The 16,336-nt window shown below is 68.6% G+C and carries 20 protein-coding genes and 1 tRNA gene; 12 read left to right on the top strand and 9 right to left on the bottom strand.

Annotated features, from left to right (window positions below; translation table 11 throughout):
- Positions 1-101 precede the first annotated feature (101 nt).
- The 3 genes from ypfJ to Pph01_RS24555 all read left to right on the top strand — a co-directional run bounded on the left by ypfJ (position 102) and on the right by Pph01_RS24555 (position 1,683).
- A complete protein-coding gene (gene ypfJ, locus Pph01_RS24565; RefSeq protein WP_204075506.1) occupies positions 102-962 on the top strand; it encodes a KPN_02809 family neutral zinc metallopeptidase in 861 nt (286 codons plus the stop codon).
- Between the two features lie 64 nt (positions 963-1,026).
- On the top strand, positions 1,027-1,323 hold the full coding sequence (locus Pph01_RS24560; RefSeq protein WP_203884540.1) for a type II toxin-antitoxin system VapB family antitoxin: 297 nt from the start codon (positions 1,027-1,029) through the stop codon (positions 1,321-1,323).
- Between the two features lie 60 nt (positions 1,324-1,383).
- Entirely contained in the window at positions 1,384-1,683 is a 300-nt protein-coding gene (locus Pph01_RS24555; protein ID WP_204075505.1) for an MmyB family transcriptional regulator, read from the top strand.
- 71 nt (positions 1,684-1,754) lie between these two features.
- On the opposite strand, the gene Pph01_RS24550 is transcribed toward Pph01_RS24555, so the two are convergent.
- The gene (locus Pph01_RS24550; protein ID WP_204075504.1) at positions 1,755-2,780 is read right to left on the bottom strand and encodes a methyltransferase; all 1,026 of its coding nucleotides are present in this window, start codon (positions 2,778-2,780) and stop codon (positions 1,755-1,757) included.
- 207 nt (positions 2,781-2,987) lie between these two features.
- Here Pph01_RS24550 and Pph01_RS24545 point away from each other — a divergent pair, with 207 nt between their 5' ends.
- Entirely contained in the window at positions 2,988-3,788 is an 801-nt protein-coding gene (locus tag Pph01_RS24545; protein ID WP_204075503.1) for a helix-turn-helix transcriptional regulator, read from the top strand.
- Positions 3,789-3,848: 60 nt separating this feature from the next.
- Here Pph01_RS24545 and Pph01_RS24540 read toward each other — a convergent pair whose 3' ends face one another.
- The 5 genes from Pph01_RS24540 to Pph01_RS24520 form a co-directional block, all read right to left on the bottom strand.
- A complete protein-coding gene (locus Pph01_RS24540) occupies positions 3,849-5,024 on the bottom strand; it encodes an acyltransferase family protein (RefSeq protein ID WP_204075502.1) in 1,176 nt (391 codons plus the stop codon).
- A gap of 313 nt (positions 5,025-5,337) precedes the next feature.
- Positions 5,338-5,427, bottom strand: a tRNA-Ser gene (locus Pph01_RS24535).
- A gap of 94 nt (positions 5,428-5,521) precedes the next feature.
- Positions 5,522-5,956, bottom strand: coding sequence for a tRNA adenosine(34) deaminase TadA (tadA, locus tag Pph01_RS24530; protein ID WP_204075582.1), 435 nt, complete (start codon positions 5,954-5,956; stop codon positions 5,522-5,524).
- Between the two features lie 32 nt (positions 5,957-5,988).
- The gene (locus Pph01_RS24525) at positions 5,989-6,471 is read right to left on the bottom strand and encodes a tRNA adenosine deaminase-associated protein (RefSeq protein WP_204075501.1); all 483 of its coding nucleotides are present in this window, start codon (positions 6,469-6,471) and stop codon (positions 5,989-5,991) included.
- Between the two features lie 14 nt (positions 6,472-6,485).
- Positions 6,486-6,974 (bottom strand): tRNA adenosine deaminase-associated protein, encoded by a 489-nt coding sequence (locus Pph01_RS24520; protein WP_373315682.1) that lies wholly within the window; start codon positions 6,972-6,974, stop codon positions 6,486-6,488.
- A gap of 141 nt (positions 6,975-7,115) precedes the next feature.
- Between Pph01_RS24520 and upp the strand changes: the two genes are divergently transcribed.
- From upp to Pph01_RS24490, 6 genes are all read left to right on the top strand, one after another.
- Positions 7,116-7,754: a uracil phosphoribosyltransferase gene (upp, locus tag Pph01_RS24515; RefSeq protein ID WP_204075499.1), complete on the top strand. Its 639-nt coding sequence runs from the start codon at positions 7,116-7,118 to the stop codon at positions 7,752-7,754.
- Between the two features lie 113 nt (positions 7,755-7,867).
- Positions 7,868-8,086: a three-helix bundle dimerization domain-containing protein gene (locus Pph01_RS24510; RefSeq protein WP_203952782.1), complete on the top strand. Its 219-nt coding sequence runs from the start codon at positions 7,868-7,870 to the stop codon at positions 8,084-8,086.
- A 78-nt stretch (positions 8,087-8,164) separates the two neighbouring features.
- On the top strand, positions 8,165-8,341 hold the full coding sequence (locus Pph01_RS24505; protein WP_204075498.1) for a hypothetical protein: 177 nt from the start codon (positions 8,165-8,167) through the stop codon (positions 8,339-8,341).
- Positions 8,338-8,865, top strand: a complete 528-nt coding sequence (locus tag Pph01_RS24500) for a PH domain-containing protein (RefSeq protein ID WP_203884531.1) — start codon at positions 8,338-8,340, stop codon at positions 8,863-8,865. The genes Pph01_RS24505 and Pph01_RS24500 overlap by 4 nt, the downstream gene beginning before the upstream one ends.
- 136 nt (positions 8,866-9,001) lie before the next feature.
- Complete coding sequence (locus tag Pph01_RS24495) at positions 9,002-10,330, top strand: helix-turn-helix domain-containing protein (RefSeq protein WP_204075497.1); 1,329 nt, start codon at positions 9,002-9,004, stop codon at positions 10,328-10,330.
- Between the two features lie 99 nt (positions 10,331-10,429).
- Complete coding sequence (locus tag Pph01_RS24490) at positions 10,430-11,119, top strand: FadR/GntR family transcriptional regulator (RefSeq protein WP_204075496.1); 690 nt, start codon at positions 10,430-10,432, stop codon at positions 11,117-11,119.
- A gap of 55 nt (positions 11,120-11,174) precedes the next feature.
- On the opposite strand, the gene dnaN is transcribed toward Pph01_RS24490, so the two are convergent.
- The 3 genes from dnaN to Pph01_RS24475 form a co-directional block, all read right to left on the bottom strand.
- A complete protein-coding gene (dnaN, locus tag Pph01_RS24485) occupies positions 11,175-12,266 on the bottom strand; it encodes a DNA polymerase III subunit beta (RefSeq protein ID WP_204075495.1) in 1,092 nt (363 codons plus the stop codon).
- A gap of 112 nt (positions 12,267-12,378) precedes the next feature.
- A complete protein-coding gene (locus tag Pph01_RS24480; RefSeq protein ID WP_204075494.1) occupies positions 12,379-13,026 on the bottom strand; it encodes a LuxR C-terminal-related transcriptional regulator in 648 nt (215 codons plus the stop codon).
- Positions 13,017-14,522: a sensor histidine kinase gene (locus Pph01_RS24475; RefSeq protein ID WP_204075493.1), complete on the bottom strand. Its 1,506-nt coding sequence runs from the start codon at positions 14,520-14,522 to the stop codon at positions 13,017-13,019. Before Pph01_RS24475 ends, Pph01_RS24480 begins: the two co-directional genes overlap by 10 nt.
- 133 nt (positions 14,523-14,655) lie before the next feature.
- Here Pph01_RS24475 and Pph01_RS24470 point away from each other — a divergent pair, with 133 nt between their 5' ends.
- Both Pph01_RS24470 and Pph01_RS24465 read left to right on the top strand, forming a co-directional pair.
- Entirely contained in the window at positions 14,656-15,519 is an 864-nt protein-coding gene (locus Pph01_RS24470) for an ABC transporter ATP-binding protein (protein WP_204075492.1), read from the top strand.
- A gap of 11 nt (positions 15,520-15,530) precedes the next feature.
- Entirely contained in the window at positions 15,531-16,295 is a 765-nt protein-coding gene (locus Pph01_RS24465) for an ABC transporter permease (protein ID WP_204075491.1), read from the top strand.
- Positions 16,296-16,336: the final 41 nt, after the last annotated feature.

The raw sequence follows: 16,336 nt of genomic DNA, 5'->3' as shown, positions 1-16,336 counted from the left end.
CGGGATTCCCCGAGGTGAGTGGTCTTCCCTTTCGCGGGCAGAACGCGCGAAGCGACAACATCTACCGCGCGATCAGCGCGCCCACCTTGGGAGCGTCAAAGATGGATTTCGATGACGATGCGCGACTCGACGCGTCGCAGGTGGAAGACGTCGGCGGGCGGCGCGGCGGCATGCCACGCGGGGGGATCGCGATCGGCGGCGGGGCCGCCGGAATCATCGCTCTCATCCTGGCCCTCATCTTCGGCCTCAATCCCGGCGACATCACCGGCGGAGCCGAGCAGCCCGCTCTTCAGCCGGGTTCCGACCTGACGCAGCAGTGCCGTACCGGGGCCGACGCCGACCAGTCCGAGAAGTGCCGGGTCGTCGGAGTGGTCAACAGCATCCAGAACTACTGGGGGCAAAGGATCGACGGATACACCCCCGCCAAGACCGTCCTGTTCTCGGGCGCCGTCCGGACGGCATGCGGCACCGCCGACTCCTCGGTCGGCCCGTTCTACTGCCCGGCCGATCAGAAGGTCTACCTGGACCTCGGCTTCTTCAACGACCTTCGGACGCGGTTCGGCGCCGAGGGCGGGCCGTTCGCCCAGGCCTACGTCATCGCTCACGAGTACGGACACCACGTGCAGGACCTGCTCGGCACCATGCAGAGGTTCGGCCAGGGCCGGGGCGCCGAGGGCGCCTCCGTACGGCTCGAACTCCAGGCGGACTGCTACGCCGGAATCTGGGCCCACAACGCGGTGGGCACGGGTTTCTACGCCAAGCCGTTCAGCGACGCCGACATCCGTGAGGCGCTCGACGCGGCGTCGGCGGTCGGCGACGACCGCATCCAGGAGCAGGCGACCGGGCGCATCGACCGCGACGCCTTCACACACGGAACGTCGGCTCAGCGGACCAAGTGGTTCAAGAACGGATACGAGTCCGGCGACCCCGCTCGCTGCGACACCTTCTCCGGAGGCATCTGATGTGGCAGGCCGAAGGAACCGGCCCGGAGGAAATCGACGGCATTCCTCTCTTAAACTACGTACCGTGATCTTTAAGTTGGTCGGTGACGGACGGCCTTACCCTGAACACGGCCTGTCCCATCGCGAGTGGGCGCAGATCCCGCCGCGACAGGTCAGGCTGGACACCCTGATCACCACGAAGGCGGTGCTGGACCTCCACTCGTTGCTCGCCAAGGACTCCACGTTCTACGGCGACCTGTTTCCGCACGTCGTCCAGTGGAACGGCGAGCTCTACCTCGAGGACGGCCTGCACCGCGCCCTGCGGGCGGCGCTGCACCAGCGGTCGGTCCTGCACGCCAGGATCCTCGACCTCCCGTCCTGAGCGATCCCGCCCCTCGGAGGCCGGAGCCGGACGCAGAGTGACGCCTGCAAATAGCCCACTTTGCGAAGATTTGAATCTATATTTTCTACGCTGCACGCCCTGCTCGAACTGGTCGAGGAGCTCTCGCACGCGAGCGACGACTTCCGCCAGATGTGGGCACGCCACGACGTGAGGGCCAAGACCCACGACACGATCCGATTCCGCCACCGCCGCGTCGGCGAGCTCACCCTCTCCTGTGACGTCTTCAGCGTGGACAACGCCCCCGGCCAGAAACTCGTCGTCTGCCAGGCGGAGCCCGGCAGCGACTCCGAGCGGGCGCTGTCCAGGTTGAACGCGTTCGCCGAACCGAGGGCGCGATAGTCCGAACAACTGAGCCGCCGACCTTCCGCGCAGGTCAGCGGCTCGAATGCAGCGGCGATCGGGTCGCTTCGTCAGACGGCCACAGCCTCGATGACCACCATGTTCCCCGCCTCCGCCACCCGGGTCCGGCGAAGCCCGGCCTGGGTGAAGAGCGCGTCGTACTCGGCGAGGTCGCGCTCGCGCCCTCCGGTCATGACCAGCATGTTGGCGTCCATCACCGGCGCGAGGCCAGGGGTGCCGACCGGTCCGACCAGGAGTTCCACCACGGCCACCCGGCCACCCTCGTTGAGGGACCCCCTGCAGTTCGCCAGGATGCGGACGGCCTGCTCGTCGTCCCAGTCGTGGACGATGTACCGCAGCAGGTAGAGGTCGGCGGGGGGAACGTCCTGGAAGAAGTCGCCGCCCACGACGTCGAACCGGTCATCGAGGCCGTCCGCCTTGGCCGCCTCCAGCGCGGCCGGAACCACGTCGGGCCGGTCGAGGACCACGCCCCGCATGCCGGGGTGATTCCGCATGAGCTCGCGGATGAGCGAGCCGTCCGCGCCGCCCACGTCCACGGTCAGGCCGGCCCCGCCGATCTGGCGGGCCACCTCGGCGTTGGTCATCGCCGTGATGTTCGCCAGCGACCGGGTGAAGTAGAGGGCCTCCTCCGGGTTCCCGGCCAGGTAGTCCCAGACTTCGCTTCCGTAGGCGGCGGGACCCTGCGTCGCTCCGGAGCGGACGGCGTCGGGGAACCGGCCCCAGGGCTGCCAGTGACCCGGGGCCGCCTGGGAGAGCGCGAGGTGGTGAAGGGAGTGCGGACTGTCCGGGTGCAGAGTGGCCAGCAGGCTCGTGCCCGCGAAGTGCACACCGTCGCCGGAGGTGAGCAGGCCCAGCGACGCCCAGGTGCGCAGCAGCCGCCGGACGGCGTCCGGGTCGGCGGACTCCGCCTCGGCGATCTCGGCCGCGGTCGTCCGACCGCCTGCCACGTGCTCGGCGATGTTGAACACCGCCGCGGCACGTACCACCTGGCTCACCCAGAAACCGGTGACCATGGACATCATCCGCCCGTAGTCCGCCATCACCGGAGCCGGATCGGGCGTCTGAGCCGTCGTCATCATCTTCTCCTCATAGGTGTCTTCCGGCGTCACGAAGAGGGGGCACCGGCCCGAGCAAATTCCGGTCGGACGCTAACAGCGTGCACATATGGGATATAAGTGGACTTTTTTGTCATAGGGGTGTGCCACCCCTGTAAGGCACCCGTACTGATACGCGGGCCCGGGAGGCCGCGCCTGCCGTCCACTTCGCGGCTGTAACCTGGCGAAATGCGTGATGGGCGACAGCTGGGCGCGTTCCTTACCGCGCGGCGGAAGGTGACGTCCCGCGATCAGGCGGGGCTCCAGCCGGGCGGCCGGCGGAACGCGTCGGGGCTGAGCCGCGTGGAGGTCGCCCACCTGGCCGGCATCAGTCACGACTACTACGTCCGGATCGAACAGGGCCGGGTGCCGCACCCCTCCCACCGGGTGCTCGAGGCTCTGGCACAGGTCCTTCGCCTCGATTCGGAGGCCACCCGATATCTGCACCGCCTCGCCAACCCGTGCACCGGCGAACCACCGGCCGCGGACCCTCCGGAGGCGAGAGCCACACGGCTCGTGGACAAGCTGCACTGGCCGGCGATCGCGCTCAACCGCCGTATGGACGTGCTGGCCAGGAACCACATGGCCACCGTCCTCCACGGGGGACTGCGGCACGGCGACAACCTCATGCGCATGCTCTTCCTCAACCCCGTGGCACACGAGGGCATCCTGGAGTGGGATCAGGAGGCCGCCCTCCACGTGGCTCACCTCCGCGCCACGACCGGCGTCTCCGGCCACTCCTTCGCCGCCGAGCTGGTCGAAGAGCTCTCGAGCGAGAGCAGGCGCTTCCACGAACTTTGGAGGCGTTACGACGTTGGACTGATCAAGCCCGGCCCCCTGCGCCTGCGCTATCGCGGGTTGGGCGACCTGACGCTGGAACGCGAGACGTTGCTCGTCGCCGACGCCGACATGTTCATCTTCACGTTGGAGCCCGAGATCGGCACGCCGACGGAGAAGGCGCTGTCCCTGATGGCCTCCGGCTGGATCTGACCTCAACCGGCGGGGCCGTGAAGTGGATCGCGGAACTCCCCCGCCGACGTCCGGCATCTCCTACGAGAGCTGCGGGGCGTTCTTTCGTGCCCGGCTCAGGAAGATCCCACTCAGGCGAGCGCGGAGCCACTTCTGCCCAGGCTTGTCGACGAGCCGATACACGAGGTAGGCGATCGCGATCGAGACGGCGATGGTGATGGCGACGAGCAACCAATGGTTCATCTCACGCCGATACGTGGGAATCAGGACGGCGGACACCGACTGGTGGAGCAGGTACAGCGGGTAGGTGAGGGCGCCGATGGTGACGAGGGGCCGCCAGCGCAGCCACCGGAGCCAGCCAAGGGCGACCGCGGCCATCAGCGTGAAGATCAGCGTCACCGCGATGACCACGGCCGCCGGGGGAGCAGGGAAGTACTTGAGGGTGAGCGCGTCCACGCGATCCTGGATTCGCAGCAGGGCGACATAGATGGACATGCCGTACGCGACGGCCACGACGGCCCAGGCTGCGACCGACCGGAACCGGTAGATCAGATAGAAGGCCATGCCGGCGATGAAGTACGGCGCCTGCCGCGGCATGAACACGAAGGTGAGTACGCCGAATTTGGTGATCTCGGCGACGACCGCGAGAACGATCCACACCGACATGAAGACCAGGCACCGCCGCGCTGTGATCCCGAACAGGGAGAACACCGCGACCAGGGCGTAGAACCGCAGCTCTGCCCATAGTGACCAGATGACGCCGCTGGCATGGCCGACGCCGAACGCCTCCTGCAGCAAGGTCAGGTTGACGAGGTATTTCCCAGTCGTCAGGTGAGGATCGAAGACGTCGACGCCGCTGAACCGGTACAAGACGAAGATCACGATGATCGCGTACCAGTAGGTCGGATAGAGCCGCGACACCCGAGAGATCGCGAACTCGCCGATGGTGCGACCCCAGACGCTCATCAGGATCACGAAGCCGCTGATGAGGAAGAACAGCTCCACCCCGAGGATGCCCAGCGTCGTGACCCGGCCGACGGCCGGGAAGACGTCGGCCGCCGGCCAGACGCCCCAGAGGGCGTGACTGGCCGCCATGAAGTGGAACGAGACGACAGCGAACGCGGCGACGAACCGTAACGCGTCCAGTTCGACGAGCCGGAGCCCTTTGGCCGACCCGCCGACGACGGGAGGAGTATCCGGAGACGCGGGAGTCTCCAGCCCCTGTCGCACGCGGAGCATGCCGTCCTCTTTCAGCACAGGGACTCCTGGTCTTGGACATCAAGTGCGAGCCGCAGCCTAGTTGGGGCCTATTGATCCGTTTGGATCGTTCCCGTATCGGTTTGGTCTCTCATCTCCCACATCTCCTCTTAGGGAGCTGCGGGAATTCCGTGTTCCCACGGATACATGATCACATGGAGGCCACGAGCGCTCGCCGGTGCGCCTGGGCCCCCTGTGGCTTCGTCGTCGTACGTCTCGCGGTCCCCTGCCCCGCCACGGGTACCGCCCCGCGCCGACACGGGAAACAAAAGAGCCGCCGACCTGTACACGCAGGTCAGCGGCTCAATTTCGGTGGCGGTGGAGGTGGGATTTGAACCCACGGATAGGTTGCCCCATCACACGCTTTCGAGGCGTGCGCCCTCGGCCACTAGGCGACTCCACCGCGCAGCAGCTTACCGGACGAACCCACCTGCCCGCGCCTCCGTTGAACCGGTGCGGCCTCCGCGAACGGCGGCGCCGCCTGAGGATCGGGAGGGTCAGGGACGGCGGTCGGCGAAGAAGTCCCTGAGGACGGCGGCGCACTCGTCCGCCAGCACGCCCATGACGACCTCGGGACGGTGATTGAGCCGGCGATCCCTGATCACGTCCCAGAGGGAACCCGCGGCCCCTGCCTTCTCGTCGGCCGCGCCGTACACGACCCGGTCGACCCGGGCGAGCACCGCGGCGCCGGCGCACATGGTGCAGGGCTCCAGCGTGACCAGGAGCGTGCAGCCGGACAACCGCCACTGCCCGGCGGCCTCGGCGGCGGCGCGAAGGGCGAGCACCTCGGCATGGGCCGTCGGGTCGCCGCTCGCCTCCCGGTCGTTCCCCGCGGCCGACAACACCGAGCCGTCCCGGTCCACCACGACCGCGCCGACAGGAACCTCACCACGCTGTCCGGCCCGTACGGCCTCCGCCAGGGCGAGCCGCATGGCGGGCTCGAAGTCCTCCAGGAACGAGCCGTTCACCGCAGCCGGTCGAACTCGTCGGCGAAGGAGAGGCGTTCGGCGATCACGGCGAGGACGTCCGCGGGGAGCGCGCCCTCCTCCATGCTGAGCTCCAGCAGCTCGTCGGCGCTCAGCGAGAAGTCGGCCAGCAGCTCGAAGTCGCCCGCCGGCCGTACCCCGAGATCGGGGGTGTCCTTCTCCACGGCCACGCCGGCGAGCTCGGCGAAGATCTCTCCGAGGGGGTCGGCCTGCGCGGCGTGCGCGTCGGAGAGGAAGAGCCGGGGATCGGCGTCTCCGTCGTAGCGGACGATCGCGAACCACTCGTCCTCGATCTCCACGCAGAGCAGCGCCAGCTCGTCGCCGTTGAGCCCCAGCGCCTCCTGGACGGAGTCGGTCAGATCGTCGGCGATCTCGACATCGCTGAGATCCACCTCTGTCCCGCTCCACCCACCGTTGATCTTCGCGAAGGCGGCGGAGAAGAGATTCGGTCTGGAGGGCATGCCCGTCTCCCGACTCAGCCGAGGGCGGCGTCGACGGCGCGTTCGAACGGCTGGGAGAACCCCAGCCGGGCGGCGATGCTCGAAAGCACCTCGTCCGGCAGCAGGTCGAGATCTCCGGAGAGGGCTCCGAGCTCCATCTCGTCCAGCCCCAGGTCGGCGAAGATCGACAGATCTCCCGCGGGAAGGACGCTGTCGAGCTCCTCCTCCTCGGGGACGGGCACGTCGAGGTACTCGAGCACCTGCTGCGCGAGCGGCCAGTCCCAGGAGGCGGTGATGTCGGAGAGGAAAATTCCTACCTCTTCGCCAAAGATCCGTAATGCCACGAAGAAGTCATCCCCCACGGCGACCAGGCCAATCGTGGTCCCCATGCTCGGGGTCTGCCGCAAGGCGTGAATCAAGCCACGCAGGTCGGAGGTGAGCGCCACGGGAAGCATCTCGGCCTCCCATTGATCGTCTTCGCGGTAGACCACGATGGCGAAGTCAAGCGCGTCCACGTCTGTCATCGTCATCCCTACGGGCATGGTCCTCACGTCATGTAATGGTCCCAGACTCGGAGTCCCACCGTCCGGCGCTCTCCCCAAATTGTGATCAAAAGAGTCAGGCGGCGTCGAAGACTCCACCAGGGGACGGTAACTTCTTTAACCATGGAGACCCTGGTAGTCGATCATCCGCTCGTCGCCCACAAGCTGACCGCGCTTCGCGACGTCCGGACCGACTCGCCGACGTTCCGCCGCCTGGCCGACGAGCTCGTCACCCTGCTCGCCTATGAGGCCACGCGCGACGTCCGCGTCATCGACCAGACGGTCGACACCCCCCTCGCCCCGGCCCACGGCGTACGGCTGGCCCGGCCGGCGCCGCTCGTCGTGCCGATCCTGCGCGCCGGGCTGGGGATGCTCGACGGGATGACCCGTCTCCTGCCCACCGCGGAGGTCGGCTTCCTCGGCATGATCCGCGACGAGTCCACGCTCAAGGCCCAGACGTACGCCACCCGGCTGCCCGAGGATCTGTCCGGGCGCCAGTGCTACGTGCTCGACCCGATGCTCGCCACCGGCGGCACGCTGGCCGCGGCGGTCCAGTTCCTGTTCGACCGCGGCGCCGACGACGTGACCGCGATCTGCCTGCTGGCCGCTCCCGAGGGCATCGCGCACATGGACGACGCCTTCAAGGGGTCCGGCAGGCCCGTCCGCCTCGTCACCGCCGCGCTCGACGAGCGGCTGAACGAGCAGGGCTACATCATGCCGGGCCTCGGTGACGCCGGAGACCGCCTTTACGGCGTGGTCTGATCCCCCTTCGCGCCTCCCCGCGCCATAGTTACACTGCGCGCCCTTTCGGGTACGCAGAGTGACAACGACGTCGCCTCGCGTTCACGCGAGCGGACGCGCCAGCGGGGAGAGTCATGAGTCAGCTTCCGGACAGTGAGCAGTACGAGCAGGTCGAGGCCATGCTCAGGGACGAGTTCGCCGGCATTCACCCGGCGGCCACCGTCAATCGCTGCGTCCAGGCCGCGCACCACGGTGCGGTGGAAGTGACGGGCCACGCCCCTCCGAGCCTGGTGGAGCGCATCGCGCGCAAGCACCTCCAGGTACTCGCGACCGCGGCGGCGGAGCGGGGGTGATGACGCTCTATATCGACATGGCCCGACATTCATATTTTGCCGCTTTACCGAACTAGCGGCCTGGGTAATGTATAGCTCATGGGAGTGGTGACGGCAGTGCAGGCCAAGAAAGTAATCAAGTGGGGAGCCATCGGGATGGCGGCCTTCTACCTCTTGTCCAAGCCCGCTGACGCGGCGCAGACGGTCCACGGGGCCTACAACGGCCTGGTGAGCGCGGGCAACTCGATGGCGCAGTTCTTCGCGCAGCTGACATGAGACTTGTGACCCACGGGGACTCGGCCCCGTCGTCGGTCAACCGTTACCTCCTCCCCCACGAACAACAAGTCATCATGGTCCGTCGTCATCCCGCCGTACTTCTCCGGCCCGTGGCCGAGATCTTCGGCGGGCTGATCCTCGCGGGGCTGCTCAGCAAGTGGCTGAGCGGCACGGGGGGCAGCGAGGCCCTTGTCATCATCTGGTGGGCCTGGCTGCTGCTGCTCATCCGTTTCGTCTGGAAAGTGGCCGAGTGGTCGGTCGACTACTTCGTCGTCACGTCGCAGCGCATGCTCCTCACCACCGGCCTCATCACCCGCAAAGTCGCGATGATGCCGCTGGGCAAGGTCACCGACATGAGCTTCCAGCGGTCACTGCTCGGCCGGCTGCTCGGCTACGGAGAGTTCGTCCTGGAGTCTGCAGGCCAGGACCAGGCACTTCGGTCGGTCCCCTACATCCCCTATCCGGAGACCTTGTACCTGGAGGTCTGCCAGATGATCTTCCCCAGCAAGGATGACGACGACTGACGGGCCGAACCGCTTACGCACAGCGTCTCGTGATCGAACCTTCATCGTCGTGATTCTTGACGGAGGGTTACACGATTCGGTCGCTTCGTGCCATTATGGCGAGACCATTGACCATTCCCCCGCCCTGAGAGAACCAATGCCGAGTCAGGGAACCATCGGTGACCGCGTCCGCGGATTGCGGTTGAGCAGGCGCATGTCGCAGGCCCAGTTGGCCGGGCCTGACCTGTCTGACAGTTATGTCTCACTCATCGAGTCCGGAAAGCGGACGCCAACGCCGGTCGTCGCGCGGCTGCTCGCCGAGCGCCTCGGATGCACCACCGAGTTCCTGCTTCACGGGATCGAACCTCGGCAGCGCATCGACACCGAGCTCGGCCTGCGTCACGCCGAGCTCGAGCTGTATCACGGTGATCCCACCGTGGCGGCCGAGCGGTTCGGAGACATCGTCAAAGCGGCGGGCGACGACAACGCCATGCTCGCCGCGCACGCGCGGCTCGGCAGGGCTCGTGCGCTCGACGCACAGGGCAAGACCGGCCGTGCCGTCGAGGCGTACGAGCGGCTCCGCCGTGAGGCCGCCGCGCACCCCGAGCGTCTGGCCGACCTTCCCCTCACGGTGGCGCTCTGCCGGTGCTACCAGAGGGCCGGCGACACGCTCCGCGCCCGCGACCTCGGCGCCCACGCGCTGTCCCAGGTCGAGCGGCTCGGTTTCGTCCACGGCGAGATCGCGGTCGAACTGGCCCTCGCGCTGGTGGAGACCCAGACCGGCCTGCCGTTCGTCGAGCGGGTCCTGACGGAGTCGGGAGTCCCGGCGGCGACCGATCGCACCGCGGAGACCCTCGGTCTCTGGCGGGCCAGCGTGACCGCGGCCGACGGAGAGGACTCCGCACTGGCCGTGCAGCTCGCGGACGACGCCCTCGCAGCCGGGCGCCCCGCGCGCATGGCCATCCGCAGCGCCAAGACCGCCACCCAGTGGGCTCGCCTCACGGCGGCACGTTCCGAAGGCGCCGATTTGGATCGAGCCAACGAGCTCGCCCTGTCGGCGAGCCGCGTCTTCGCCGTCTTCCCTGACGAAAAACTGGAGCACGGCCGCAGCCTCGTGGCGCTCTCGCACGTGCGACTTCGCGCAGGCGAGGCGGAGGCGGCGCTGGTTTCCGCAGGTCAGGCATTGGACGTGCTCGCCGATTCCCGTGGGGCGGCGACGGCGGACGCGCATCTGGTTCTGGCCGAGATCACGATGGCACGCTCAGACGACGCCTCTGCCTCGCTCCAACGCGCCGAGGATCTGCTCAACGCCTGCTCCGAAGGACTCGACCGGGAGACCGCACAGGCCTGGCGCAAGCTCGGCGACCTGTGGGGACAGGCCGGATCGATTGATCGACAGGCGGGGGCATATCGTAAGGCGCTGGAGGCCGTCGGCATCCACGTGAACATTCCGGGCTCCACCGCCGCGGCGGTACTCACCCGTTAGCCTCCCTGGAGCTCCGGCGTTCCGGTGGCTCTGGAATAATTGGGGTTGGCCAGTCATTCAATCATGGGATGACTGGTGTTTCCCAAGAGGAGGCGGACTGTGAGTCTGCGGACGGCGCAGCGAGCGTCTCTCGTCGACCAAGTGATCGACCAGCTGAAGGAGCAGATCACTTCGGGCTCCTGGCCGATGAACGGCAAGATCCCTACGGAGACCGTGCTGGCCGAGCACCTCGGTGTCGGCCGGAACACGGTCCGTGAGGCCGTTCGGGCGCTGACCCACGCCGGGCTGCTGGAGTGCCGTCAAGGCGACGGCACCTATGTCCGGGCCACCAGCGAGTTGTCGGGCGCCATGGCTCGACGGCTGCGTGCCGCCGAGCAACTCGAGATCCTCGAGGTGCGGCGCGCTCTCGAAGTCGAGGCCGCCAGGCTCGCCGCGACCAGGCGCACCGAGAAGGACATCCTCGCCATCGAGGCGGCGCTGGCCGAGCGAGAGAAGGCCTGGGCGAGCGGCGAGCCCGACGCCTTCGTCGAGTCGGACCTCGCATTCCACGTCGCGGTCGTGGAGGCGACGCACAACAGCGTGCTGACCGACCTCTACGTCGACTTCTCCGCGGCGCTGCGGGCGAGCATCGCGGCCGCAGGCGGCTCCCTGGAGCAGAACTACATCCCCCACGACTCGATCTTCAGAGCGATCGTCGCGGGTGACGCGACCGCGGCCGAGCGCGCGGGCCACGCGTGCATGGAGCACATCCTCATCGCGCTGACCGAGTCGCAGGATCTGACCGCCTGATCCACCCCATCGCCTGATCCACCCCGCCCGCGGGCAGGCCCGGCCGAGTGCCGGGTCAGGCGAGCCGCAGGGACATCACCAGGTAGCGGAAGTCGGGATCGTCCCCCTCGTTGGCGATCAACGCCGGGCGAGTCGGCGAGTCCATGTTGAGCCGGACGCGCTCGGTCTCCACTCCGGCCAGCCCGTCCAACAGGAAGTGGGGCTGGAAGGCGATCTGGATGTCGGCGCCGTCGAGCTCGGCCTCCAGGACCTCGGCTCCGCGCCCGATCTCACCGCCTCCGGCCTGGATCAGCACCTGTCCCTGTGAGAACGACAGACGCACCGCTGTGTTGCGCTCCGCCACCAGCGCCACCCGCTTGATGGCCTCGACGAACGGGGCGGCCTCCACGTCGGCGTGGATCGCCCACTGCTCCGACAGCCGGGAGCGGTAGTCGATGAACTGGTCGTCGAGCAGCCGGACCGTGGTGGTGCGCCCCTGGCTCTCGAAGCCGGCCACGTTGCCGTCGAGACCGATCACGACCTCACCGCCGCGCAGGGAGCGGGCCACCTCGACCAGCACCCGGGCGGGCACCATCGCCGCCCGGCTCTCGTCCTGACGCTCCGGATGCCAGAGGAACTCCCTGGCCGCGATCCGGTAACGGTCGGTCGCGGCCATCGACATCTGAACACCGTCGATGTCGATGCGGATGCCGGTCAACATGGGCAGCGTGTCGTCGCGGCTCGCGGCGGCCGCCACCTGCCCGACGGCGGTGGCGAAGACCCCGCCGCCGACCATCCCGACCCTCGACGGCATCGCGGGCACCGTCGGGAAATCCTCATCCGGCAGCGTGAGCAGGCCGAACTCGGCACTTCCGCAGGTCAGCACCGCCTCGGACCCGCTCCTGACGATCTCCACAGGTCGGCTCGGCAGACTCCGGGTGATCTCGGCGAGAACCTTGCCGGGGATCAGCACCCGCCCCGGCTCCGCCACCTCCGCCTCGACGTCGGCACGGGCGGAGACGTCGTAGTCGAACGCGGAGATGCGCAGGTCGTCGCCGGCCTCGAGCAGCAGGCCCGACAGCGCGGGAACGGCCGGGCGGCCCGGCAGCACTCGAGCCGTCCACGCCACCGCGTCAGCGAGAACATCGCGGTTCACCTGGAACTTCACAAGACCTCCTGCGACTGTCCACACCGGGCCGTACCTCGCCGAAGGTAACGCGCGCGACCGACAGAAACAGCCGTCGCCCCAGTGTGCCACCGGCGGCGCCCCGGAGGCGGCGCTACTTCTCGTTCAGGAAGGCCAGGACGGCAAGCACGCGGCGGTTGTCGTCGTCCGACGGGGCCAGGTCGAGTTTGGCGAAGATGTTCGCGGTGTGCTTTCCGACCGCGCTCTCGCTGAGGAACAGCCGCTGGCCGATCGCGGCGTTCGACCTGCCCTCCGCCATGAGCTCCAGCACCTCGCGCTCGCGCGGCGTGAGCCGTCCGACGGGTTCGTTGCGCGCGTTGCTGGCCAGCAGTTTGGCGATGACCTCGGGGTCCATCGCCGTGCCTCCCGCAGCCACGCGCCGCACGGCGTCGATGAACTGCTCGCCGTTGAACACGCGGTCCTTCAGCAGATAGCCGATGCCGCCCGAACCGTCGGCCAGCAACTCCCTGGCGTACAACTGCTCGACGTGCTGCGACAGGACGAGGACGGGCAACCCGGGGACCCGCTTGCGCGCCGCGAGCGCCGCCTGCAGACCCTCGTCGGTGAACGTCGGCGGGAGCCGTACGTCGACGACCGCGACGTCGGGGCGTTCGGTGACCAGGGCCTCGAGCAGTTCGGGCCCGGACTCGACCGCGGCCACGACGTCGAACTTGTGGGCGCGCAGCAGATGAACGAGCCCTTCCCTGAGCAGATGCAGGTCTTCCGCGATGGCTACGCGCACGCGACCTCATTCGCCTTCCGGTGTTGCGCCGACAGGGTGGCCGCGGTGGCGAGCATCCCGGTGCCCAGAAGGATCATGCCGATGATGGTCGGCCACTGGAGCGACGGAGGCATGTGAAGGGCGAGAAACCAGGATTTCTCCTTCATGCCCACCAGCTTGAGGATCATCGCGACGAAACCCTGCGGAAAGAGGGGAAGCCAGCAGAGCGACCAGCATATCCCCATCGTCACCGTCTTCCAGGTGAGCGGGGGACGTTCGACCTGGAGCGCCCGCGGCAGCTCGATCACGGCCGTCGTCGGGCCGCCCACCGGGCTGTTCAGCGCGAGTACGCCGTCGAACGCGGCCAGCCGTCGCTCGATGCCTGCCAGACCGGTGCCGCGCGAGGCGTCCGCGCCGCCGTGGCCGTCGTCGGTCACCGTGATCCGCAGCTTGTCGCCCGCACTGCTGATGTCGATCCACGCCTGCGTCGCACCGCTGTGCCGTACGGCGTTGGTGAGCAGCTCACTCACCGCGAAGTACGCGGCCGACTCCAACGGGGCGTCGAGCCTGCTGGGCAGCTCCACGGTCACGTGCGCCCGGAGAGGGGTGTCCAGGGCGAGGGCGCGGACGGCGTCCGCGAGGCCGCGCTCGGCGAGCACCGGAGGATGGATGCCGCGCACCAGCTGACGGAGCTCCTGCAACGCCGTCGAGGAGGCGTCTCTGGCCTTGGCGAGCAGGGCCTTCGCGGCGGCAGGGTCGGACTCCATCAGCTCCTCGGCCGCACCGATCGTCATGCCGACCGCGACGAGGCGGGCCTGTGCGCCGTCGTGCAGATCGCGCTCGATCCTGCGCAGTTCGGCCGCCTGGGAGTCGACGACGTCCGTACGAGCCCGGGCCAGGCGGTCGACCTGCCGCGCGAGTCTGGCCTTCTCGGTCGAGCCCAGCATCACCCTGGCGATCACTCCGTGCGTGTGCACCGCCCAGGGGGCGTACCAGCGGGCGGAGCCGAGCGCGAGCAGCAGCCAGAGGAGACCGAGCAGGCTGCCGCCGGCCACCTGGACGACGCCGACCACGATGAGGATCGCGGGAGCGCCCGCGAGCAGTCCGCCCGCCCACACGTCCGCCGCGAGGAACCCGAAGTCACGCCACGTCGCCGAATCCTTCAGCAGCCAGCTCAGCCGGCGGTTGAACGCGGGAATCCTGGGCGTCCGGTAGAGGGAACGGCCGTCCCGGTACCAGCCGTCGGCGAGTGGCACAGGCGGTTGGGGCTCGGGAAGGTAGGGCTCGTCGATCTCGACACCGGACCACTCGTGGGCCAGCCGCCGGTTCAGCCTGGTCATCCGCCGTACCAGCCGGACGACCGGCGGGACGAGGAAGATCAGGCCGAGCACCGAGCTCAACACCATTCCGACGAGCGCGACCGCGGCGACCAGTTCGCCGAACAACGCCACACCGAACAGGGCGGTGCCCGTCGCCAGCGCCCGTACCGTTCTCAAGCCCGTCCCGCTCTCGTTCATGCTCGTCAGTCTGGGACAGGGAGGCGTCGTTGGACAGTGGCGCCAGGCGCCCGGCGGAGGTGGGGTTAGGTGCACCCCTAGTGGGTCTTCAACCGCATTCCCGGCGTCGATCGCGATTTCTAACGTCGTCGGCATGGCAATCATCACGGTGGAAAACCTCCACAAGACGTACGGCACGCGGGTGGCGGTCGACGACGTCTCGTTCTCCGTCGACGAGGGCGAGATCTTCGGCATCGTGGGCCGCAACGGAGCGGGGAAGACGACCACGGTCGAGTGCATCGCCGGCCTGCGCACCCCCTCCTCCGGGACCGTCAACGTCGACGCGGACCTCAAGCAGCAGGTCGGCGTCCAGCTGCAGGACTGCTCGCTGCCCGACAAGATCCGAGTCGGCGAGGCGATGGCGCTCTACGCCTCGTTCTACGCCCGTCCGGCCGACTGGCGTGAGTTGCTCGCCGAGGTCGGCCTCGATCCGCGTAAGTCCTTCGCCAAGCTCTCCGGCGGCCAGCGGCAACGACTGTCGATCGCGCTCGCCCTGGTGGGGAACCCGCGCATCGCGATCCTCGACGAGCTGACCACCGGTCTCGATCCGCAGGCACGGCGGGACACCTGGGAGCTCATCACGCGGATGAGAGACCGCGGCGTGACCGTCATTCTCGTCTCGCACTTCATGGAGGAGGTCGAGCGCCTGTGCGACCGCGTCGCGGTGATCTCCGGGGGCCGGGTGCTCGCGCTGGACACCCCCGCCGGACTGGTCGCGCAGGTGAGCGGCGGGCAGCGGATCGTCTTCCGGACCTCGTCCTCCGTGGAGCCGCTCAAGTCGCTCCCTGAGGTGACGGGGGTCACCGTGGACGGCGACGAGGTCGTCGTCACCGGAACCGCCGACGTCCTGACCGCAGTCGTGAACGTGCTGCCCGCCTCCCAGATGTCCGGTCTCCGCATGGACCGGACCACCCTCGACGACGCCTTCCTCACCCTGACCGGCCAGCCGGCCTCCTAGGAGACACCACCATGACGACGATCATCCGTACCCCCGGCCTCGGCCGCCTGGCCGCCGTCGAGAGCCGGCTGTTCCTCCGCGAGCCTCTCGCGGTGTTCTTCGCGATCGGTCTTCCGGCCGCGCTCCTGCTGATCCTGGGCAGCGCGATCCCCAGCTTCCGCGACCCCAGCCCCGAACTGGGCGGCCTCCGGCCGGTCGACGCGCAGCTCCCCGGGATGATGGTCCTGCTGTCGGTGGCGACGCTCGCACTCAGCACGCTGCCGACCGCCCTGGTCGTCTACCGTGAGCGCGGCGTGTTGCGGCGCATGTCCACCACTCCGGTGCGGCCCGCAGCCCTGCTCGCCGTACAGCTCGGGATCAACGCGGTGGTGGCGGTCGTCGCGACGACTCTGACGCTGGTGCTGGGCCACCTCGTCCTGGACGCGCCGTTCCCTCGGGCGCTGTTCGGCTTCACGGTGGTCGTGGTGCTCGGCGCGGTGGCCATGTTCGCCCTCGGCCTGTTCCTCGCGGCGGTCGCGCCGAATTCGCGGATCGTGCAGGGGGTGGGTGCGGGGGCGCTCTTCCCGCTGCTGTTCTTCGCCGGCATGTGGCTGCCGCGCGACCTCATGCCCGAGGCGCTGCGGCGGGTGAGCGACTTCACGCCGACCGGGGCGTTCGGTCAGGGACTGGTCGACACGCTGGGCGGGCATGCTCCGTCGGCCCTGCACCTGGCCGTGATGGCCGGTTGGGCCGTGGTCGCGGTCATCGCGGCCGCCCGCTCCTTCCGCTGGCAATGACCCCCCCTCCCGCAGGGGCGTGATCACGCGGGGGTTACCTG

Origin of the sequence: Planotetraspora phitsanulokensis (genome assembly GCF_016863295.1) — a bacterium.
GTDB classification, from domain to species: Bacteria; Actinomycetota; Actinomycetes; order Streptosporangiales; family Streptosporangiaceae; genus Planotetraspora; species Planotetraspora phitsanulokensis.
Note: the sequence above shows the minus strand (reverse complement) of the source record. Positions and strands in the feature narration are given on the sequence as shown.

Coding starts and splice junctions, on each gene's coding strand:
- Pph01_RS24510 (WP_203952782.1), top strand. CDS start 7,868: ATGAGTCAGCTTCCGGACAGTGAGCAGTACGAGCAGGTCGAGGCCATG.
- Pph01_RS24465 (WP_204075491.1), top strand. CDS start 15,531: ATGACGACGATCATCCGTACCCCCGGCCTCGGCCGCCTGGCCGCCGTC.
- tadA (WP_204075582.1), bottom strand. CDS start 5,956: ATGCGGCTCGCCCTGGCGGAGGCCGTACGGGCCGGACAGCGTGGTGAG.
- Pph01_RS24505 (WP_204075498.1), top strand. CDS start 8,165: ATGGGAGTGGTGACGGCAGTGCAGGCCAAGAAAGTAATCAAGTGGGGA.
- Pph01_RS24520 (WP_373315682.1), bottom strand. CDS start 6,974: ATGACAGACGTGGACGCGCTTGACTTCGCCATCGTGGTCTACCGCGAA.
- upp (WP_204075499.1), top strand. CDS start 7,116: ATGGAGACCCTGGTAGTCGATCATCCGCTCGTCGCCCACAAGCTGACC.
- Pph01_RS24525 (WP_204075501.1), bottom strand. CDS start 6,471: ATGCCCTCCAGACCGAATCTCTTCTCCGCCGCCTTCGCGAAGATCAAC.
- Pph01_RS24550 (WP_204075504.1), bottom strand. CDS start 2,780: ATGACGACGGCTCAGACGCCCGATCCGGCTCCGGTGATGGCGGACTAC.
- Pph01_RS24545 (WP_204075503.1), top strand. CDS start 2,988: ATGCGTGATGGGCGACAGCTGGGCGCGTTCCTTACCGCGCGGCGGAAG.
- Pph01_RS24470 (WP_204075492.1), top strand. CDS start 14,656: ATGGCAATCATCACGGTGGAAAACCTCCACAAGACGTACGGCACGCGG.
- Pph01_RS24495 (WP_204075497.1), top strand. CDS start 9,002: ATGCCGAGTCAGGGAACCATCGGTGACCGCGTCCGCGGATTGCGGTTG.
- Pph01_RS24475 (WP_204075493.1), bottom strand. CDS start 14,522: ATGAACGAGAGCGGGACGGGCTTGAGAACGGTACGGGCGCTGGCGACG.
- Pph01_RS24500 (WP_203884531.1), top strand. CDS start 8,338: ATGAGACTTGTGACCCACGGGGACTCGGCCCCGTCGTCGGTCAACCGT.
- ypfJ (WP_204075506.1), top strand. CDS start 102: ATGGATTTCGATGACGATGCGCGACTCGACGCGTCGCAGGTGGAAGAC.